At 38.6% G+C, this 21,126-nt stretch carries 18 protein-coding genes; all 18 read left to right on the top strand.

Annotated features, from left to right (window positions below; all coding sequences use genetic code 11):
* Positions 1-581: 581 nt before the first annotated feature.
* Positions 582-1,442 carry an HAD-IIB family hydrolase gene (locus H5123_RS12560; RefSeq protein ID WP_259395658.1) on the top strand — a complete coding sequence of 287 codons (861 nt, stop codon included), beginning with the start codon at positions 582-584 and terminating at the stop codon, positions 1,440-1,442.
* 1 nt (position 1,443) lies between these two features.
* Positions 1,444-2,664, top strand: a complete 1,221-nt coding sequence (locus H5123_RS12555) for a glycosyl transferase (RefSeq protein WP_182698178.1) — start codon at positions 1,444-1,446, stop codon at positions 2,662-2,664.
* A 25-nt stretch (positions 2,665-2,689) separates the two neighbouring features.
* Complete coding sequence (locus H5123_RS12550) at positions 2,690-4,435, top strand: sugar phosphorylase (protein ID WP_182698177.1); 1,746 nt, start codon at positions 2,690-2,692, stop codon at positions 4,433-4,435.
* A 176-nt stretch (positions 4,436-4,611) separates the two neighbouring features.
* Positions 4,612-5,169, top strand: coding sequence for a DUF4136 domain-containing protein (locus tag H5123_RS12545; protein ID WP_182698176.1), 558 nt, complete (start codon positions 4,612-4,614; stop codon positions 5,167-5,169).
* A 914-nt stretch (positions 5,170-6,083) separates the two neighbouring features.
* Positions 6,084-6,596: a transcription/translation regulatory transformer protein RfaH gene (gene rfaH / locus H5123_RS12540; protein ID WP_182698175.1), complete on the top strand. Its 513-nt coding sequence runs from the start codon at positions 6,084-6,086 to the stop codon at positions 6,594-6,596.
* Positions 6,597-7,099: 503 nt separating this feature from the next.
* Entirely contained in the window at positions 7,100-9,847 is a 2,748-nt protein-coding gene (locus tag H5123_RS12535; protein WP_182698174.1) for an SLBB domain-containing protein, read from the top strand.
* Positions 9,848-9,920: 73 nt separating this feature from the next.
* Positions 9,921-10,889 carry a Wzz/FepE/Etk N-terminal domain-containing protein gene (locus tag H5123_RS12530; RefSeq protein WP_182698173.1) on the top strand — a complete coding sequence of 323 codons (969 nt, stop codon included), beginning with the start codon at positions 9,921-9,923 and terminating at the stop codon, positions 10,887-10,889.
* Between the two features lie 43 nt (positions 10,890-10,932).
* On the top strand, positions 10,933-11,871 hold the full coding sequence (locus H5123_RS12525) for an exopolysaccharide biosynthesis polyprenyl glycosylphosphotransferase (RefSeq protein ID WP_182698172.1): 939 nt from the start codon (positions 10,933-10,935) through the stop codon (positions 11,869-11,871).
* A gap of 35 nt (positions 11,872-11,906) precedes the next feature.
* A complete protein-coding gene (gene rfbB / locus H5123_RS12520) occupies positions 11,907-12,983 on the top strand; it encodes a dTDP-glucose 4,6-dehydratase (RefSeq protein ID WP_182698171.1) in 1,077 nt (358 codons plus the stop codon).
* Between the two features lie 88 nt (positions 12,984-13,071).
* Positions 13,072-13,935 (top strand): glucose-1-phosphate thymidylyltransferase RfbA, encoded by an 864-nt coding sequence (gene rfbA / locus H5123_RS12515; RefSeq protein WP_101086424.1) that lies wholly within the window; start codon positions 13,072-13,074, stop codon positions 13,933-13,935.
* A 19-nt stretch (positions 13,936-13,954) separates the two neighbouring features.
* The gene (gene rfbC, locus H5123_RS12510; RefSeq protein ID WP_182698170.1) at positions 13,955-14,512 is read left to right on the top strand and encodes a dTDP-4-dehydrorhamnose 3,5-epimerase; all 558 of its coding nucleotides are present in this window, start codon (positions 13,955-13,957) and stop codon (positions 14,510-14,512) included.
* Positions 14,513-15,340: an NAD(P)-dependent oxidoreductase gene (locus H5123_RS12505; RefSeq protein ID WP_182698169.1), complete on the top strand. Its 828-nt coding sequence runs from the start codon at positions 14,513-14,515 to the stop codon at positions 15,338-15,340.
* Positions 15,340-16,815: a lipopolysaccharide biosynthesis protein gene (locus H5123_RS12500; RefSeq protein ID WP_182698168.1), complete on the top strand. Its 1,476-nt coding sequence runs from the start codon at positions 15,340-15,342 to the stop codon at positions 16,813-16,815. Before H5123_RS12505 ends, H5123_RS12500 begins: the two co-directional genes overlap by 1 nt.
* Complete coding sequence (locus H5123_RS12495) at positions 16,793-17,386, top strand: CatB-related O-acetyltransferase (protein WP_182698167.1); 594 nt, start codon at positions 16,793-16,795, stop codon at positions 17,384-17,386. The genes H5123_RS12500 and H5123_RS12495 overlap by 23 nt, the downstream gene beginning before the upstream one ends.
* Positions 17,379-17,975, top strand: a complete 597-nt coding sequence (locus H5123_RS12490; protein ID WP_182698166.1) for an acyltransferase — start codon at positions 17,379-17,381, stop codon at positions 17,973-17,975. The genes H5123_RS12495 and H5123_RS12490 overlap by 8 nt, the downstream gene beginning before the upstream one ends.
* Positions 17,962-18,849, top strand: a complete 888-nt coding sequence (locus H5123_RS12485) for a glycosyltransferase family 2 protein (RefSeq protein ID WP_182698165.1) — start codon at positions 17,962-17,964, stop codon at positions 18,847-18,849. The genes H5123_RS12490 and H5123_RS12485 overlap by 14 nt, the downstream gene beginning before the upstream one ends.
* On the top strand, positions 18,833-20,098 hold the full coding sequence (locus H5123_RS12480) for a hypothetical protein (RefSeq protein ID WP_182698164.1): 1,266 nt from the start codon (positions 18,833-18,835) through the stop codon (positions 20,096-20,098). The genes H5123_RS12485 and H5123_RS12480 overlap by 17 nt, the downstream gene beginning before the upstream one ends.
* Complete coding sequence (locus H5123_RS12475) at positions 20,082-21,122, top strand: glycosyltransferase family 1 protein (RefSeq protein WP_182698163.1); 1,041 nt, start codon at positions 20,082-20,084, stop codon at positions 21,120-21,122. Before H5123_RS12480 ends, H5123_RS12475 begins: the two co-directional genes overlap by 17 nt.
* The last annotated feature ends 4 nt before the right edge of the window (positions 21,123-21,126 follow it).

Genomic DNA, 21,126 nt, shown 5'->3' with positions numbered 1-21,126 from the left:
TCACTGCTAGGTCGCTTCGCTACTAGGGCGTGACTGCGTCACTGCTAGGGCGTGACTACGTCACTGCTAGGGTCGCTTCGCTGCTAGGGCGTGACTTCGTCACTGCTAGAGTCGCTGCGCTGCTAGGATTTTATAGGATCTAGCAGCGTAGCGCTCTAGGCTCTATAGCTTGTCATCGCTTCATTTGCCCTAAAATGGTGCGATTTTTATTCATCGTTGCACATATCTTCTTATCCTGTTCAATACACCTTTCTACCTCATCTTCATTTTTAAATTAATAAAATCAACTATATCAATGATTAAAGTCTATTTGTGCTATTAAGGTGCAAACTTATTACGTTTGGCACATATCCTGAATCTATCTTAAGTAAGTCGGATTAGATTAAGCGCGATAATGACTCATTCGCTATATTTATTACTTGTATAGCACTTAGCCGCGTAGCGTTCCTAGCAGTGACGAAGTCGCGCCCTCGCGCCCTCGCGCCCTCGCGCCTAGAACCTAGAACCTCGCAGCGCAGCGATCTAGCAGGACGCAGTCCGCTCTATGCTTAGTTTCGTTCAATGATTGAAAAGGACAGGATATGACAACACGACCACTTATCTTTACTGACATAGATGGCACTTTACTTGATCATTTTGACTACAGCTTTAGCCATGCGATTGAAGTGATTGAAGCATTGAATGAACGGAAAATTCCGATTATCGCCAATACCAGTAAAACCTTTGCCGAAATGGAAAAGCTGCAACAAACCATTGGTTTTAATTCACCGTTTATTTCAGAAAATGGTGCGGCAATATATATCCCTATTGGTTACTTTGACCAACAACCACCAGACACATTTACCCAAGGGTATTATTGGGTAAAAGAGTTTTGTCAGCCGCGAGAATACTGGCTTGATTTGTTAAAACAACATGCGCAAGCATTTAACGATGACTTTATTGGTTTTTCATCTCTATCAGTTGAAGCATTATGTGAGATCACCGATTTATCGCCAGATAATGCCAGGTTGGCTTTGATTAGGAATTATGCTGAGCCAGTACTTTGGCAAGGCAGTGAAACCAATAAACAAGCCTTTATTGAATTAATGACCCGTGTTGGTGCACATACCCTACAAGGTGGACGCTTTCTTCATGTTGGCGGCGATACTGATAAAGGCAAAGCGATGCAATGGTTAGCGGATGTCTATTCCAAGCAATATAACACTCCTGTGACCACCATTGCACTCGGTGACAGTGGTAATGACAACGCCATGCTCGAAGCTGCTGATCTGGCAATCCAAATCAAATCTCCCGTTCATGAGTTTCCTTCATTAGCGACGAAAAATCCCAGTATCAAAAGTAGTGAATTTGGTCCTAAAGGTTGGGCTGAATGCATTAAGCAAACTCTGCTGTCGTCATCGGCTGAATCACCTGTAAAGCAACTATCATTAGGAGGGGCGTAATATGGCCGATTTTTACCAAAATGGCATTGTCACCACAATGCATAATTTAACCCGACGTAGCCATGAGGAGCTGGAGCAAGATTTAATAACGTTTTCAAAAACACGTCCGTTAGGACTCATTTTGCCATCCTTGTATTCAGAACTAGAAGGTGATGCCCTTAAAGATATCGTCAGTAAATTAAAACAGGTGCCGTATCTATCTGAAATCGTCATTGGCTTAGATAGAGCCGATCTTAAGCAGTACAAACACGCGCTAAGCTTTTTTGCTGAATTACCGCAGCATCACCGTATTTTGTGGAATGATGGCCCACGCTTACAAGCGTTGGATGCAAAATTACAGGCATTGGGGTTAGCCCCCAAAGAGTTGGGTAAAGGTCGTAATGTATGGTACTGCATGGGTTATATTTTGGCTTCAGGCAAAACGGAATCGGTAGCGTTGCATGATTGCGATATTGTCACTTACGAAAAGTCGTTGCTGGCTCGTTTACTTTATCCTGTAGCCAATCCACAGTTTCATTACGAGTTTAGTAAAGGTTATTACGCGCGAATTTCGAATGGGCAAATTAATGGTCGAGTGTCACGCCTATTAGTTACGCCGTTGATTAAAGCGCTTAAAAAAGTGGTCGGTTATAACGAATATTTAGAATACATGGACAGTTTTCGTTATCCATTAGCGGGTGAGTTTTCATTTAGACGAGACGTGCTCAATGACCTGCGTATTCCAAGCGACTGGGGCTTAGAAATTGGTGTGCTATCAGAAATGCAGCGCAATTATTCTCATAACCGCATTTGTCAGGTCGATATTGCTGACAATTACGACCATAAACATCAAGACTTATCATTAGATAATGAAGAAGCTGGTTTGTCTAAAATGTCGATTGATATCACCAAAGCCTTTTTCCGTAAACTGGCGACGCAAGGACATACTTTCAGCAACGAATCGTTTCGAACCGTCAAGGCGACGTATTACCGTATTGCACTCGATTATGTCGAAACCTACCATAACGATGCCATCATGAATGGCTTGACCACGGACATTCATTTAGAAGAAAAAGCGGTAGAAATGTTTGCCCAAAATATCGTTACAGCAGGGCAACGCTTTTTAGATAATCCAATGGAAACTCCGTTTATGCCAACCTGGAGCCGAGTGGTGAGTGCCATGCCCGATGTACTTGAGCAACTTAAAGACGCAGTTGAAGCCGACAACGCTGAGTTTAGTTAACGTAAACGATTAACGAGGACACTTTATGTCAGTAATGGATGGATTACAGCAAAAGCTGCAGCAACAACTGGGCTGCATTTATAATGATATTGACATTAATATCAGCTTGTCAGCATTGGCAACTCAGCTTATCGATATCATGCGTATCACAGAGTATTGCCAAGTACCTGAGCCTTTTGCAAATCATTGGTCTGAAAAAGACATCATAATGATCACTTATGGTGACAGTGTGATCCAACAAGGCGAGCGACCGCTCACCACACTGGCGCAATTTATCGACAGCTATCTAAGTTGCATCAACGCAGTGCATATTTTACCCTTTTTCCCTTACAGTTCAGACGATGGCTTTTCAGTTATTGATTATTCAAGCGTCAACGAAGGGCTAGGCTCGTGGGCAGACATTAGTGCTATTGCCAGTAAACGGAGGTTAATGTCAGATTTAGTGATCAATCATTGCTCTAGTCGGAGCTTATGGTTTGAGAATTTCTGTAAAGGTGAGGGTATAGGTCATGATTACTTTTTTACTGCCAATCCAAATGATGACTTAAGCGCTGTCGTTCGGCCAAGAACCTCAGCATTATTAAGACCAACAGAAACACCTAACGGCACGGAACATGTGTGGTGCACCTTTAGCCATGATCAAGTTGATTTTGATTTTCGCAATCCACAAGTATTAATCGAGTTTGTGCGCATCATTCGTCAATATTTAGATGCCGGTGTGAGTATTTTTCGCCTCGATGCGGTGGCATTTTTATGGAAAATAGTCGGTAACAAATCCATTAATTTATCGCAAACCCATGAGGTTGTGCGTTTATTGCGGACCCTGATCGAGCATGCGCAGCAAGATGCCATAATCATTACCGAAACCAATATCCCCAATACTCAAAACTTAACTTACTTTGGCAATGCTAACGAAGCACATTGCATATATAACTTTTCCTTGCCACCTTTGTTGATCAACAGCCTTATTACTGGCAGCTGTTTGTATTTAAAGCGTTGGCTTATGAGCATGCCGCCTGCTCAAGATGGCACCACATACTTTAATTTTATTGCCTCTCACGATGGTATTGGTTTACGTCCAGCGGAAGGCTTACTTGAAGATGATGAGATTGATACTCTGGTCGAGACAATGAAACTGTTTGGCGGCCAAATTTCATCCAGAACCACAGAAGATGGCCAGCAAAAACCGTATGAAATGAACATCGCCCTGTTTGATGCACTTCAAGGCACCACTAAAGGCAAAGACTCATGGGGGATGCAACGTTTTGTGTGCGCGCATAGCATTATGTTAGCCCTAGAAGGCATTCCAGGTATTTATATTCACAGTTTATTGGGAACTCGCAATGACTATGAAAAGCTAGCTAATACTTCGCATAATCGGGCTATCAATCGTCACCGTTGGGATCTCAATCAACTAACAGATCAACTGAGTGATACTCACAGCGACCACAGCCAAGTGTTAACGACGCTCACTCATCTAATCAATATTCGTACCCAGCAAATTGCATTTCATCCTAATGCGACTCAATTTACCTTGCACCTTGGGTTACAGCTATTTGGTTTCTGGCGTCAAAGTCGTAATCGTAAACAAAGTATCTTCTGCATCAGTAATGTATCGGACCAAATTACCGATCTGCCCATTAATGAACTTAACCTTATTATTGCAGAATACTGGGTCGACCTATTAACCGGGCAGCAAATAGAAGACATCACCCAACCCATGCAACTGCAACCATATCAAACAGTGTGGATTAGTAATGTACGTCTCTAGGTCTGATTATGTCCTACTGCAATTCTTGGGACAGCTTCGTTGTTAAGAAGTTATAGAATCTAGCCGCGAAGCGTTCTAGTGACTAGCGTTAATTTGTTATGAAATCTTGTTAACTTGACAACGCCTTTGCTCTCTATAAGCTAATAACAATTAACGTCTTGTTTTTTGGAGCCTGTATGAAAACCCTATTTATCGCTGCTGCAGTATTGGCATTGAGCGCATGTAGTACCTTAAAATCATCTTCAGACTTCGATCCGTCGGTATCATTTAATCAATATAAAACCTACTCATGGGTAGAGAAGAAGGTTGATGATGCGGGCTATCATCTCGATGGACTCATGGATCAACGTGTTCGTGCCGCAATCGAAACCCAATTGAGCCAAAAAGGTATCAGTAAAACAGACAAGCAAAATGCAGACTTGCTGGTTAACTACATCACCAAAGTAGATAAAAAGATCAATATCGACACCTTTAATAGCCACTTCGGTTATAACCCATATTATGGTCCACGTTGGGGATTAGGTGGCAGCCTGCAAACTGAGACCACAGTTCGTGAATACGATGTTGGTACCTTAATGGTCGACTTAGTCGACAACAAAACAGGTAAGCTTATTTGGCGTGGCACAGTAGCTGATACTGTTCGAGAGCAAAACACCCCTGAAGAGCGGATCCAGATTATCAATCATGCTATTGATACAGTCATGAAGGATTATCCACCTAAGCCAGCACAGTAAACGTTGATGTTAAATAAACAACGCTAGCAAAAAGCCTCGATTACCGAGGCTTTTTTGTTGTGTGAGTCCTTTTACATCAGTGTTTTAGTATTAAATAATATTATAAAGCGCATAAGGTTAACTGTTCACACTACACAATAAGATTATACTGTTAGTGGGAATAGGGTCAGTTGACCTTTGTTAGTTGAATTTTGTTCGATGTAAGGTGTTAATCGAGGTGAGTGGATGCCGCCTAGCAATTTAAGCAACTATCTCTTGGAGAAAATGCACTCAACAAAGAGTAAAACGTTTTAGCGGATCCTTCGAGCAGCGTTAGTTGGCGATTTCAAGGGGGTTATTGGCTTTTATGTGGCATCACGCCACAGCAAGGCCCAGTGTTATCATTTATTTTTTTCATAAACCACTAATGTGCAGCAACAAGCTTGGAAGACCAACAGACTCTAACTTAGTTGCATCCTTACACATCGCAATGATGATGCTGTCGATTCAAGCTATAGGCCGTAATGGTTAATATCCTAGATGACACAGGTAAATCGTTCAGTCTACAGTCTTGATTGACTTATCACTTTGTTAATACATTAGATGCAGTGACAAAAGTGGCTTTTTTGACTCTCAAGCGAATCTTTTGATGTGAATTACTGTTAATTACCACTTTTTAGAACACATAAAACAAAATTAACCGAATGCCATATGTTAAAAAGTTTTTTCAACGTCGAATGATAAATCAATTAGTTACTCAATAACGACTTGTGTTTTTGATGAAAATAAAATCAGCTGATGATTTAAACGCTGTATTTATAGGCATTAAGGCTTAAATACCCATTCAAAAGGATAGGGAAATTTGCTAGTATCCTAAGCCGTGAATGGGATGTCACTTGTTCAGACTGATGAACAAATCTAAAAAGTGAGACATAATGAAATCTTGGTATTTACTGTATTGCAAACCACGCCATGAAGTCCGTGCTCAGCAAAATTTGGCTTTGCAAGAAGTTGAAAGCTACTTACCAATGATCACCCAACAAAAAACAGTGCGTAACAAACCACAAATGGTTACCGCGCCTCTGTTTCCTAGCTATCTGTTCATCTATTTCGATCCTCAAATTACTAGTGTCAGTAAAATCCACAATACTCGTGGTGCAAACCGCATTGTGGGTTGTCGAGAAGACATGACCCCCATTGACGATAGAATTATTTCGGCGCTTAAAAGACGTGTCCAAGGCTATGTACCAGAAGAGAGCAAGTCGTTAGATAAAGGCGATAAGGTCAAATTTGTCGACGGGCCGTTTAAAGATCTTGAAGCCATCTTTGACGAGAACAATCCTGATAAGCGTTGCCATGTGTTATTTAACATTATGGGGCAGCAAAAACGAATTCTGGTTGAATTGACAAGTTTACAAGCGATATCAACAACCGATAAATCGACTTAAACAAACGGCTTGTCAGAGAATAGCGATTTTTGTTGTAGGAAATTGTCCATTTGTAAATTTAGGACTAATGTTTAAAAGGACTTTTTCACCCCTAAACGGTTAAATATTGTCCGTTTAAATAGCGTTTTTACTTTTTTTTAACATAATACAAGTGTTTAGGTATTTTTTACTTGAGCATCCGAGTCTGTTTTTGATTATAATTCCGCGCTTGATTAGTGCTTGTTTCAGTTAAAAGCTAATAAAAATTAAAGATTCGTACAGCGAAGGGCATGTTGGAAGCCGTAATCCATGGGCGGTAGCGTGCAATAAAAGCCCTGATACTAGAACGCTAGGTTCTGTAAGCTTTAGCACTGGTCCGTGGAACTTGACGTACTATTCGCGTATTAACCTAGAATCTTGGTGGTTAAATCTTAACTGTGAAGCTATCGCTCACTATCTTTTTTTAACTGCATTAATGACAAAACTTTATTTGTCTATTCACAAAATAATATTGGAGATACCTGGTGTTACATAAAACCAAAAACTTGTTAATAGCTGGCTTATCAGCCCTTATTATTTTAACAACACAAGCCAATGCTGTGACACCTACACCGCAGATGCTTGAACAGTTTAAACAATTACCTAAAGCAGAACAGGAACGAATCGCCCGTCAATATGGTATCGATCCATCAATGATTTCAGGTAGCTCCAATAAATCTGTTAACGTTACTAATCCTAACGTAGTAGAACCTCGTGAAGATAAAGACAATAAAGAAGATAAAGATCAATACAAAGAAAAAAAGAAAAAGAACGAATTTGATTTTAAAGAAGACAGTGATAAAGACGCACTAAAACGTTTCGGTTACGAAATGTTTGAAGGTGAACCAACAACGTTTGCACCAGTAACAGATGTTCCTGTACCAAGTGATTATATGGTCGGGCCCGGTGATGTTATTAAAGTTCAGTTATACGGCAAAGAAAGCAATGAATACAGTTTAACTATTAATCGTGATGGTACAGTACAAATCCCCGATTTAGGTCCTGTATCTGTGGCTGGATTAAGCTTTTCCGATTTACGTCAAGAACTGTCTAAGCGCATAAAGCAGCAAATGATTGGTATTGAATCAAATATTACTATGGGTGAATTACGTTCAATTCGTATTTTCATCGCTGGTGATGCTTACAAACCAGGCTCTTATACCGTATCAAGTTTATCAACTATCACTCAGGCGTTATTCGTAGCTGGTGGTGTCAATGAAATTGGTAGTCTTCGTAATGTGCAAGTTAAGCGTGGCGGTAAGTTAGTCGGCTCATTAGACTTATATGATTTATTGCTTCGTGGTGATGCTTCTGGGGACATTAATCTCCGTTCTGGTGACGTGGTATTCATCCCATCAATTGGCGGTTTAGTCAGTGTCGCTGGCGAAGTTCAGCGCCCAGCTATTTATGAACTGAAAAAGAATGAAACTATTGCCGACGTCATCAATATGGCTGCTGGTATCAAGCAAGGTGCTTATCCGAAAAATAGCAGTATTGAGCGTTATAATGCCAATGGATTAAAAACCATAGTAAATGTCGATTTAACTTCCGCCAAAGGTAACAACACTTTAGCGAAAGCTGGCGATTACATTCGAGTTAAAAATGCTTCTAATCAATATGAAGATGCCATTACGGTAGTTGGTGCAGTGGTTCGTCCTGGTAAATACCAATGGAAGCAACAGCGTATTAGCGATCTTATGCCATCAATATGGGGGGATTTACTCATATCTGCCGATTTAGATTATGGCTTAATCATTCGTGAAATAAATAAGCACGGCGACATCGAGACGTTACAGTTTGCTCCAGGTGAAGCAATTACTTCTCCTAATTCTGTTCAAAACCTTGCTTTACAGCCTCGTGATAAAGTGATGATATTTAACTTTAACGACGATACTCAAAATCGCTTTGAATTAAACTCGTTAGTAAAGAAACGCGTGAGTAAAGTTGAAGCATTGAAAGGTGATTCATTACTGGATGCAGATCTTTTCAAAGCAGGGTTCGAAACATTAGACAATTCAGTAGCAAAAAAATATACCAATGAGATTGCGGGCGTTGTCCTAAGTGAAAAAGAATCAGAAGAACAGTCGCTAGTCAGTAGCGAAGTTGCCAAAATGCTATCAAATCTTTTTGAAGATCGTGACTTAATCAAGCTTAGTAATGTGATGTCGCGAAAAGAGTTATTATATCCTATCGTAACCAAACTGACGCTTCAGGGTAACGCACAACAAGGTATAAAAATTGTTGCTATAGCAGGTAAAATTCGCCATCCAGGTGTTTATCCTTTAACAAATAACGCTACCGTAACCGATTTGCTTAAAGCTGCTGGTGGGCTGTTAGAAGGTGCCTACACTGAGCGAGCAGAACTAACACGTACACACACAACGTCCATAATATCGGATATTATCCATAAAACCATTAACCTTCATGCCGCGATTAATGGTAGTCAGGAAGACAATCTCGAGCTAAAAGGTCGTGATATGGTGACTATTCTGACGACTCCAGAATGGCAAGAAAGAAAAGTTATTGAAATTAAAGGTGAAGTTAAGTTTCCCGGCACATATAACATTAGACGTGGTGAAAGGCTATCTGACGTGATAGCTAGAGCTGGTGGGTTCACTGAATTCGCATATCCTTCAGCGTCAGTATTTGTGCGCGAATCAGTGCGCATGCAAGAACAACTCGAAATTAAGAAGTTAGCAGACCAATTACGTCGAGATCTTGCCACTCGTGGTGTTTCAAAAGACGGATCGACCATTAATTATTCCGAAGCTCAGCTAATGTTAACTGATTTGGAAAACATAAAAGCGGTAGGTCGTTTGGTTGTTGATTTAAATGCAATTAAATTAGGTATCCCAGAAGCAGATCTTCAACTTGAAGACAGTGACGTATTGTATGTTCCAACGACTAAGCAAACTGTTGCAGTAATGGGTGAGGTTCAGCATCCTTCGACCCATAGATTTAAAGAAGGCTTAACGTTAGAAGATTATTTACAAATGTCTGGTGGCTCGAGAGAGCGCGGAGACGAAGACCGAATTTATGTTATAAAAGCCAATGGTTCAGTGATGATGCCAACTAAGAGCATCTGGTTTAGTTCCGAATCTCAAATTTCGGCTGGCGACACGGTTATCATTCCGTTAGACACTGAGTACAAAGATAACTTAACCCTTTGGACCCAAGTGACACAGATTATTTATAACACCGCCGTCGCATTTGCAGCGATTTCAGGTTTGTAACCTCGTTCAGTCTAGTATTGAAAATAGTTTTATACTGAATCACTTGAATGAATAAAAAGATAAAGATAATAATATGAACAAACTAAACATATATGACGATGTTTATAAGCCAGAACAGCAAGCTTTTCCTGCAACAGAAAATGATGTAATTGACTTTCGCTTGCTAGTAAAATCATTATGGAAAGATAAATGGTTAATTGCAGTCACAACTTTATTATTGTCCGTTGCAGCAGTTATCTTTGCACTATATCAGCCTAACATTTATCGATCTGATGCATTGTTGGCACCAGCAGAAGCAGAGCAAGGCAGCGGTGGTTTAGCTGCTTTGGCTGGACAATTTGGTGGTTTAGCTAGCATGGCTGGTATCAATTTAGGTAATACTGGAAGTAGTGATAAGAGTAAACTGGCAATAGAGGTACTAACCTCACGTTTTTTTATTCAAAACTTTATTGAAAAGCACGATATTTTAGCCGATGTGATGGCAGCTAAATCATGGGACTATAATAGTAAAGAGTTGAACTATGATTTAGATGATTACGACGTTACCAGTAACACATGGACTCGTGATGTCTCTGAACCATTTACAGCTAAACCTTCGTTACAAGAAGCTTACAAAGAGTTTGTTGCGAAGATGATAGTTTCAACATCTAAAGACACCGGAATGACATCATTATCAATCGAACATGTTTCGCCAATAGTGGCACAAAAGTGGGTAACATGGTTAATTGCTGACATAAACGCAGACATGAAAAATCGTGATGTTAATGAAGCTGAGCGCAGTATTGCTTTCCTCAAAAAGCAAATCGAACAAACCAATGTTGCCGATATTCGCTCAATTCTATATAAATTAGTTGAAGAACAAGCAAAAACTATTATGTTTGCTGAAGTTCGTAATGAATATGTTTTTAAAACGATTGATCCAGCGCAAGTAACCCAAGAAAAGGCTAAACCTAAAAGAGGATTAATTGTATTATTAGGTGTTTTTTCTGGTATTTTTCTAGGGTTGTTTATCAGCATTATTCGTTATTTTTTCAAAAAATAAATCTTAGTGATTTAGTCCTTATTTAATTGAAGTATCCAAATTTATGCTAATAACAAATAGATTTAAATCTAGACGTCAGGCTCTAACGCAGAAGGTTATCTATGTTTACTGTCCGATCGAATTAGAGATTATGATAGGTCAAATAATCGATGATTTTTCATTTGATATAATAATCAATGATTTCTCAATTACAGACTTCAGCAAAAAAGTGATCTGTCATTATCAGGCATCCAGCTTAACCAAAGAGCAGCGAAATTTTCTGGTTGTCGCAACAGAGTTAGGTGCATGGGTTGAACCGCTTGTCAGTTACTTAGATGGACGATTAGGCTATACAGAAGTACGCCTGTTGCATAGCAGCTACTTTCTGCACCAAAAAGCTTTTTCAATTTTGTCGACAAAACGCACTCAATTAGCAAAAAGAGTGGTGGACGTTGTCGCGGCATTATTACTCTCCATTGTGGCATTGCCAATCGGACTATTAACGGCCATAGCGATAAAGTTAGAAAGTCCAGGCAATGTGTTTTATAAACAAAAACGCACCGGCCAATACAATATCGAATTTGAAGTGATCAAATTTAGATCAATGCGAAATGATGCAGAAAGCTCAGGTGCAAAATGGGCTTCTAAAAATGACGCTCGAGTGACTAAAGTCGGTCAATTTATTCGTAAAACGCGTATTGATGAACTACCGCAAATCTTAAATATTCTCAAAGGCGAAATGTCGATAGTTGGCCCGCGTCCAGAAAGAGAATTTTTCATCAATACACTCGAGAAAGAAATTCCATACTATCGTTTTCGTCATGCAGTTAAGCCAGGAGTTACTGGCTTAGCACAAGTACGCTACCCATATGGCGACTCTATTGAAGATGCAGTCTGGAAACATAAATACGATATTTTTTATATAAAACACCATAGTACCAGGTTAGATGTCAAAATTTTATTCCGAACCATAAGAGTGGTTCTCTTTGGAATGGGCAGATAGTTTTCGATTTGGTAAATAGATAAAAGAGACATATTGTGAAAATTCTTATTACAGGTGGTGCAGGGTTTATTGGTTCTGCAGTTGTTCGTCACATCATCGCTAACACTCAAGACAGTGTTATCAATGTCGATAAACTCACTTATGCAGGTAACCTCGAATCGCTAGCAACAGTTAACGACAGTTCTCGCTACCATTTTGAACAAGTGGATATTTGCGATCACGCAGAGTTAAAACGTGTTTTTGCTACTTATCAACCAGATGCAGTCATGCATCTAGCAGCAGAAAGCCATGTTGATCGTTCAATTACCGGTCCGTCTGATTTTATCCAAACCAATATTGTCGGTACATATACCTTACTTGAGGCAACCCGCGAATATTGGAATACACTTACGCCAGAAGCTAAGTTGGCTTTTCGTTTTCATCATATTTCTACTGATGAAGTGTATGGCGATCTTCCTCATCCAGATGAAGTTTCAGCAACAACTAATTTGCCTTTGTTTACTGAAACCACTGCTTATGCCCCCAGCAGCCCATACTCAGCTTCAAAAGCATCAAGCGATCATCTTGTTCGAGCTTGGTTACGCACTTATGGATTACCAACAGTGGTCACTAATTGTTCAAACAACTATGGTCCTTACCATTTTCCAGAAAAACTCATCCCATTAGTTATTTTAAATGCACTAGAAGGTAAGTCGTTGCCAATTTATGGCAAAGGCGATCAAATTCGTGATTGGTTATATGTAGAAGATCATGCGCGTGCACTTTATAAAGTGGTAACAGAAGGTAAAGTCGGTGAGACCTATAATATAGGCGGACATAACGAAAAACAAAATCTCGAAGTAGTACAAACGATCTGTACAATTTTAGATGTTTTAGTGCCTAAGAATAGCCCTTATGCAGAACAAATTACTTATGTTACCGACCGACCAGGTCACGACCGTCGTTATGCTATTGATGCCAGCAAAATGAGTAAAGAACTCAACTGGACACCAGTCGAAACATTCGAAACTGGCTTACGCAAAACCATTCAATGGTACTTAGATAATCAGTTATGGTGCCAGCACGTGCAAGATGGCAGTTACCAACGTGAGCGTCTAGGTATTAACGCATAAGTTGCAGCAATATGCAGTTAAGCTAGTGGGTAACATTATTATTTTATGATTCGGTTTAGCATATACCGTAATCCGTATTCGAGGTTTTATGAAAGGCATTATTTTAGCCGGTGGTTCAGGTACAAGACTACATCCCATAACAAAAGGCGTATCAAAGCAATTACTGCCTATTTATGACAAACCAATGATTTACTACCCATTATCGGTATTAATGCTGGCGGGAATTAACCAAATCCTCATCATTACTACTCCAGAAGAACAAGATGGATTCATTCGTTTATTAGGTGATGGCAGTCAGTTTGGTATAAACCTTACTTATGAAGTTCAACCATCACCAGATGGCCTTGCTCAAGCATTTATTATAGGTGAATCATTCATAGGTTCAGACGATGTCTGCTTAGCATTGGGTGACAACATCTTCTTTGGCCAAGCGTTTGGTAAACAATTAAAGCATGCAGTTCAAAACCTATCTGGAGCAACGGTATTTGGTTATCAAGTCATGGACCCAGAACGTTTTGGTGTCGTCGAGTTTGATGAAAACTTTAAAGCGTTATCAATAGAAGAAAAACCGACAACGCCTAAATCAAACTGGGCTGTTACAGGACTTTATTTTTACAATAATTCTGTGGTCAATATTGCTAAAAATGTTAAACCATCTGTACGTGGTGAGCTTGAAATTACCTGTGTTAATCAGGCTTATTTAGAGCAAGGTAACCTAAACGTTGAGCAATTAGGACGTGGTTTTGCATGGTTAGACACAGGTACTCATGACTCACTGTTAGAAGCGTCACAATTTGTTCAGACAGTTGAAAAAAGACAAGGTTTCAAAATTGCCTGTTTAGAAGAAATAGCCTTATTACAGGGCTGGTTAACAAAACAGCAAGTACGCGACATTGCACAAACCTTAGCTAAAACTGGTTATGGTCAATATTTATTGAACATTACAAAATAATTTCAAAAAAGAAACCAATATGAATATTATCAAAACAAAAATTAAAGATTTGTTAATTATTGAACCCAAAGTATTTGGTGACGATAGAGGTTTCTTCTATGAAACATTTCAAGCTGAACGTTACAAAGCTGCTGGAATAGATGCTGACTTTGTCCAAGATAACCGTTCACGTTCAAGCCAAGGTGTTCTAAGAGGTTTGCATTTTCAAAAAACGAAACCTCAAGGGAAGCTAGTCACGGTAACAGACGGTGAAGTCTTTGATGTTGCGGTTGATTTACGCCCAGGCTCTGAAACATTCGGACAACATGAAGCGATAATATTAACCGGACAAAATAAGTTACAGTTTTACGTGCCACCTGGGTTTGCTCATGGTTTTTGTGTTCTCAGCGACACTGCAGACTTCCAATATAAATGCACAGATTACTATGACCCATCAGACGAAAGTGGTTTATTGTGGAACGATCCAAGCCTGCAAATACAATGGCCATTAAGCAAACCACTATTATCTGATAAAGACATGATTCAACCCACATTAGACGCGATTAAAGATAAACTTATTAACGGGTGGGGGCAATAAATGGCGCTTTATACCGTATTTGGTGGCCGAGGTTTTATTGGTTCAGAAATCGTCAATCAACTTCAAGCTCAAGGCCATAGTACCTTTGTACCTGCAAGAGATGACACGAGTTTGTTCGAGCGCGATCTAGGGATTGTTTTATATTGCGCCGGCAACGGCGACTGTAAAAATACCCCATTTTCTGTATTAGAAGCCAATGTCAGTCTACTAGCCCAACTATTGCAGCATGCAAAGTTTGAACGTTTACTCTATGTATCTTCAACTCGAGTATACATGAATCAAGCATTAGCTAATGAACAAGCAAACCTAACTGTTTGTGTTGATGATAACCGTCGTCTATTCAATTTAACTAAGTTAGTCGCAGAAGAGTTATGCCTTAAAAGCGGTCGAAATGTCTGTATTGTTAGGCCAAGTAATGTTTATGGCGTTGCCTTAAATAGTCCGTTATTTTTACCCGCTATTACTCGTAATGCGATAAACCATGGCAAAGTCGATATGTATATCGCTAAAGATTATGCCAAAGATTATGTTTCAGTAAAAGATGTTGCTTCTAGCTGTATCGAAATTGCGTCAACCGATCAATGCCACAATCAGACCATTAATGTAGCAGCAGGTTATAACATCACCGCAAAACAAATTGCTGATGTGTTACAGGAATATACACAATGTGAGATTATCTGGCATGAAATAGATTTCCCTAATGAGTCTTTTCCAATAACAGACATAACTACAATAAGTCAATTGATTACAAACTTTACGCCTAATAATGTGTTAGTTGATTTAAAAGACATGATTACCGAGTTTACAAAAGTGTTAAGAACCAATTAATGAGCGGGTTTAATCGTTTATTAAAAAACTCTTTGGCTAATATAATTAATGGTTTTTCAAATGTTATCTTAGGCATTGTAATATCGCCATTTTTGATAAACATATTAAGTTTGGATGAGTTTTCAGTTTGGTCTATTTGTCTTCAAGCTGGAATTGCGGTTAGTATTTTTGGCGTAGCAGGACAAATAACCATAGGTCGCTTTACATCTCAGTTCAAGTTTAACAATGATGAGCTAGGGTTAAATCGCGTTATTAACAACTACTTCAATATTATTCTCTATATTTTTATATTTTTCTTACTCGTGCTTTCTGTTGTTCTTGTTAATTTTGAATCATTATTCTCGAGTATTCCAAATGAGATAATTTTTGAATCAAAAATAGCATTCTTACTAGTTTTTGGCTCATTTACTCTCGGTATATTTGCGACGGTTTTCATTGGTTATTTCATTGGAATTGAGAAGAACCATGTCACGGCAAATATTAACCTAATATCTAGAGTGTTTATTGGTATTGTCGTGGTATTTTTAGCCGACTATGGCTTAATTGCAATCGCGTCCGGTTACTTTGTGATTAATGTGGTTTCATATTTGTTTATGTATAAACAGTTTTGCGCTTTTGAACAACATCATTTTTCATTTGGTTTACAAGGTAAAATTGACGAGCTTATTAAGTTCTTTGGTGGGCTAACGATTTGGAATGTGGCGCAGTTTCTGATATCAGGAATTGGTATTTTTGTTGTTTCTATTTATGACTTCGATAATCTTGCTTTTTTTGTTCTTGCGATGACGATGGTTAACGCCATTGTCGGTTTGCTTGGTGCGATTGTAAATCCAATCATTCAACCTATAGTCAAGCTGAATGAGAGTGGTAACCAAAAAGGGGTTGATGAACTGGTTATGTCGTTATCGATGATTTTTGCATTGACGATATTCCTAGGCGTTAACCTTTCTAGCTATATCTCCTTACCGATACTTCAGCTTTGGGTTGGCGACAGTAATGGCACATTAGCCAATAACTACTTCAATTACTTATTGGTCGCGTTTGCTATTAGAATGGTTATTGCACCTTACGGTATGAAACTAGTTGCTAATGCTCAGCAACTAAAAATTGCCCACTTTCCTGTTTTCGAAGGCGTGTTGAATTTTTTATTATCAATGCTGCTAGTAAAGAAGTTCGGTGCCATTGGGATTGCATATTCAACAATACTGTCAGCATTAGTTATTATGTTGGTATATGCAATAAAGTACTCAAAAGAAACAGTTTTAGATAAAAGTGCTTTAGTTATATTCATGTCATTTCTGATAATACCTTCAATAGCTGTAATTTCTATTTTTTCCTTTGATTATGTAAGTGATGAGTATCTTATCTATTTGCAATTAGCACAGTTTTTTGTATTTATTGCTGCTGGTTTCTATCTGAGTAAATGTTTTACAAAAGTTAAAGGTATTGTTAATGAAACTAAAGCAATTAGTTAGAGATTACTTAGTCGTAATAAAGTCTAATTATTATAAAAGGTTAAATAAGAGTTCCGTTTTTTCGGAGAAAACAGTACTTTTTAAAAAAATAGACATATCCAATTCAACTATAGGGAAATACACTTATTTTGCCGGCAATGGAGTTGTCAGCAATACAGTAATTGGTAGTTATTGTTCTATTGCCGATGGCGTTAAAATTGGTATCGGATTACACCCGCTTGATTGGGTTTCTACGCATCCATCAACTTTCTCTAACAATACTATTTTTCCCTATAGACATTTTTCAAGATCAAAACCTTTTATTGAATCAGAAACCGTCACTATAGGTAACGATGTATGGATTGGATTAAACGCAATCATTTTGGATGGTGTCGTCGTAGGGAATGGCGCTGTTATTGCTGCGGGTTCTATCGTTACTAAGAATGTTGATGACTACGCTATAGTCGCCGGAGTACCGGCAAAGATAATTAAGTATCGAACTCAGCCAGAAGTGACTAATACTCCGTGGTGGGATCTCGATGATACTAGCTTGAATGAATATTTATCCAAGGTTGACGATTCACATGTATGAGTTTATTTATAAAGTAAATCGTCGTATTTATTTATTATTATGGAACATTCTATTTCAACGCGATTTTAAGTCATTTGGAAAAAAAACGACTATATATAAGCCTAGAAATATCCAAGGTGCAAAGTATATTGATTTAGGTTGTAGAACGTCATTTATGCCTGATGCTTGGTTACTAGCGCTTAAAATTGATGATAATGATCCGCAGTTAGTCATCTCAAATGATTGTTACATTGGTCATTATGTTCATATTGTTTCTGTTAGAAAAGTAGTAATTGAAGATTCAGTATTAGTTGCTGATAAAGTTTATATTTCAGATAATTTACACGACTTCGAATCGATTTCATTACCGATAATCCATCAACCTGTTAAATACCATCGTGATGTCCTTATTAAATCAGGGGCTTGGATCGGTGAGAATGTATGTATTATTGGTGCATGTATCGGTAAAAATTCAGTAGTCGCAGCAAACTCTGTCGTCACAAAAGATGTACCAGATTACTGTGTAGTTGCTGGTGCACCAGCCAGAATAATCAAACGTTATTGTCATGAAAGCCAGTCTTGGAAAAAAGTTAACCATGAATCAACATAAAAAACTGGGTCTAGTTACTGTTTTATTTAACTCACCAGACGTATTAGACGACTTTTTTGTTAGCTTGTCCTGCCAGAATTATAAACACTATCAGGTTTATATTATTGACAATAGTACCATTCCTGAGCCGTTAGCCAAATCGCGAGAGCTAGCTGAACGTTATCAAATTCCTGTTACCTTTATCGATAACAAAGGCGATAACGTTGGAGTCGCAGCCGGTAATAATCAGGGGATAGATGTTGCATTAGATGACAACTGCGATCTGGTATTGTTTATTAACAATGACCTGATTTTTAAAGATGAAAATGTACTGTCCAGTCTAGTCAACAGCATGAACTCAGATGCATTAAATATGTGTAGCCCTGTTATCCTCAATTATCCAGCAAAAAAAATCTGGTACGCTGGCGGATATATCGACTCAATTAAAGCCGTTGCTCCTCATCACAGTATAGATGATGAATATATTCCTAATAGTATACAACGTGCATCGTTTGACTACGCACCTACCTGTTTCTTAATGGTTACGGCGGCATTGCTTCGTAAAGTAGGGCGTATGGATGAAAAGTACTTTGCATACTACGACGACACTGATTTCTTGTTTCGTTGTAACCAAGCTGGATACAAAGTAGAACTACTGCCAAATGTGGTAATCTATCACAAAGTGGGGAGCTCAACTGGTGGTGATTTATCCTACTTTGGAGCCTATCATCTAGCTCGAAATAGAATTTACTTTATCCGTAAAAACATTAGTGGCATAAGAAAGTATATTAGTTTGCTTTACACTGTATCGACTCGTGGTATTAGACTTTTATCAGCCACCCCTGAAATTAGTCAGGCGATAAAAAAAGGGATGGCGGATGGTTTCAAAATGTAATCGTAATACACCGCAAGCATTATTGATGTTTTTTGCTTTTTCAATGATATTATTTTTCCCTTCTTTAACGATGATTTTATTAGGCCAGTCATCTTTTACACTAGGGATTGTAGCAGCCTCTTTGTGTATTTCGTTTTTCTTAGGCATTCATTTTTATTTACACAGAACGGTCAAACTTGACCAAAGCGTTATTTTTGCTTTACTCATTATAGTGTCATGTTGTTTGTTTATTTTTGTGCACCTATTTTTTGTAAACCAACAATTACCAATGCTAGTTGAAGTTGATGCAAAACGATTTATTTTCAGCTTTGCCTGTATATTTATCGTTGTGCTATCAGCTTTTTTAGCCGCTTTATATTTAAAAAATAACTCAAATACATATCATTTTTACAATGTAGTTAATATTTGTGGCATCTTATTGTTATTAAATGGGTTAATTAGTTTAACAAAAATAGATTTTTTTAGTACAGGGCTAGCTAAGCCAACATTTTTGTTTCTTGAACCGTCACATTTTGCACTAGTAGTCACCCCGTTTTTAATCTATTTTTGCCTCACTCTTTCTCGAAATAAAGCGTTATTACTCCTGCTTATTGTTGCAAGCTGGGCTGGCTATATTCAAAATTTAACCCTGTTGATGGGGGTTGTATTAGCGTTTACGATTTCTACCCGACAAAACTTAGTATTTGCAGCACTGTTATTTACGTTATTTGTTGGTGCGCTAATCACCTTGCTGGGTATCGATAGCCTAAGCTATTTTACCGATCGACTGGTTCTCTCTGGTGATAACGACAACTTATCTGTACTGGTATTATTTCAGGGTTGGCAAAATGCGATAGAGACATTAACAACTCAATCGTACCTAGGGGGCGGTTTTCAACAGTTTGGTGTAACCACTGTTTACGGTTCAGTGTCCGACAAGCTCTATGCATTGCTTGGTTTCAGCATTAATCAATTTGATGGCGGCGCAACAGCCCCTAAACTTGTCGGCGAGTTTGGTATATTCGGAATCGCATTCCTATGTGGTTACTTAATCTTTTATCTAAAAGTATTCTTAACACTAAGAAGCAATGCATCTGTTTCTAAAATGGATGTATTTTTTTATGCCATTTTTCTAGCCAGTTTTCTCGAGTTTTTCATTCGTGGTGTAGGCTATTTCAGCCCTCTAATGTATCTATTTCTAGTAAGTGTTTTTTATTTCACTGTACAAAAAGCAAAAATTAAGTTGGAAAAAAATGAAACTGATTGTTGATGGTATTATCGAAAACTTACAAGACAACGGTGGTTGTACCGTTTACTTTGCGCAAATACTTTCTTTTATGCAAAACAACAAAATCGATCTTAACTATATTAGGTTTAAAGACACACAAGGTCATATCCCACTATTTGGCGAAAACACCCAAGTAAACTTTCAAGCTCCCAAGTGGCAAGAAAGATGGCGAGACGTAAACCTCCAACAAGTCACTAACGATACTGTTTTTCACTCAACTCATTACCGTTTAGCCAAACAAAAAGTAAAAACGGTGACTACAGTACATGACTTTACCTATGAGCTGTACCGAAAAGGACCTGCTAAATGGATGCATTCTTGGCAAAAATTTAGAGCGATTCGTAATAGCCATTTAGTTATCTGTGTATCGCAAAACACCGCCGATGATTTAATGAAATTTTGCCCTATCGATCCAAGTAAAATTCGAGTGGTGTACAACGGTGTGTCATCTGATTACTACCCGCTCGATAATACAGAACAAACGAATGAAGTGGTGTTTATCGGCGCCCGAGGATGGTACAAAAACTTTACTTTAGCGGTACAAACATTAAAGCATCAACCAGACTTAACGCTATCAATTGTCGGTGGCGGTAAGCTGTCTGATGAAGAACTCCAGTTGCTTGAAGCGACAATACCTGGTCGATACGAATGGTTGGGACGCTTAACCGATGAACAGCTAAATAAATTATATAATCGCGCTCATTGCTTATTTTATCCTTCTAGCTACGAAGGATTTGGTATACCGGTTATTGAAGCCATGCGTTCAGGTTGTCCGGTAATAGCGGTTAACGTGTCTTCTATTCCAGAAGTGGCGGGCTCAGCAGCCATACTCACTCAACAAGCTGACGTGGCAAGCTTTAACCAAGCATTTTCCACATTAGATAATCAACAGGTACGCAGCGATATCATTCAAAAAGGATTTCAACAAGCGAGTCGCTTTTCATGGGAAAAATGTTACCAAGATACTCTCGCTGTTTATCAAGAACTTGATGCAATATCTTTGTAAAGGA

Origin of the sequence: Shewanella sp. SR43-4 (assembly GCF_014163845.1) — a bacterium.
In the GTDB taxonomy this organism is placed as follows: Bacteria; Pseudomonadota; Gammaproteobacteria; order Enterobacterales; family Shewanellaceae; genus Shewanella; species Shewanella vesiculosa.
The sequence above is the reverse complement of the archived record's forward strand: the minus strand, read 5'-3'. Positions and strand labels throughout refer to the sequence as shown.

Bases quoted from the DNA above. Each gene is read 5' to 3' on its own strand.
- H5123_RS12560 (WP_259395658.1), top strand. From the start codon at position 582: ATGACAACACGACCACTTATCTTTACTGACATAGATGGCACTTTACTT.
- H5123_RS12555 (WP_182698178.1), top strand. From the start codon at position 1,444: ATGGCCGATTTTTACCAAAATGGCATTGTCACCACAATGCATAATTTA.
- H5123_RS12550 (WP_182698177.1), top strand. From the start codon at position 2,690: ATGTCAGTAATGGATGGATTACAGCAAAAGCTGCAGCAACAACTGGGC.
- H5123_RS12545 (WP_182698176.1), top strand. From the start codon at position 4,612: ATGAAAACCCTATTTATCGCTGCTGCAGTATTGGCATTGAGCGCATGT.
- rfaH (WP_182698175.1), top strand. From the start codon at position 6,084: ATGAAATCTTGGTATTTACTGTATTGCAAACCACGCCATGAAGTCCGT.
- H5123_RS12530 (WP_182698173.1), top strand. From the start codon at position 9,921: ATGAACAAACTAAACATATATGACGATGTTTATAAGCCAGAACAGCAA.
- H5123_RS12525 (WP_182698172.1), top strand. From the start codon at position 10,933: ATGCTAATAACAAATAGATTTAAATCTAGACGTCAGGCTCTAACGCAG.
- rfbA (WP_101086424.1), top strand. From the start codon at position 13,072: ATGAAAGGCATTATTTTAGCCGGTGGTTCAGGTACAAGACTACATCCC.
- rfbC (WP_182698170.1), top strand. From the start codon at position 13,955: ATGAATATTATCAAAACAAAAATTAAAGATTTGTTAATTATTGAACCC.
- H5123_RS12505 (WP_182698169.1), top strand. From the start codon at position 14,513: ATGGCGCTTTATACCGTATTTGGTGGCCGAGGTTTTATTGGTTCAGAA.
- H5123_RS12500 (WP_182698168.1), top strand. From the start codon at position 15,340: ATGAGCGGGTTTAATCGTTTATTAAAAAACTCTTTGGCTAATATAATT.
- H5123_RS12495 (WP_182698167.1), top strand. From the start codon at position 16,793: ATGAAACTAAAGCAATTAGTTAGAGATTACTTAGTCGTAATAAAGTCT.
- H5123_RS12490 (WP_182698166.1), top strand. From the start codon at position 17,379: ATGTATGAGTTTATTTATAAAGTAAATCGTCGTATTTATTTATTATTA.
- H5123_RS12485 (WP_182698165.1), top strand. From the start codon at position 17,962: ATGAATCAACATAAAAAACTGGGTCTAGTTACTGTTTTATTTAACTCA.
- H5123_RS12480 (WP_182698164.1), top strand. From the start codon at position 18,833: ATGGTTTCAAAATGTAATCGTAATACACCGCAAGCATTATTGATGTTT.
- H5123_RS12475 (WP_182698163.1), top strand. From the start codon at position 20,082: ATGAAACTGATTGTTGATGGTATTATCGAAAACTTACAAGACAACGGT.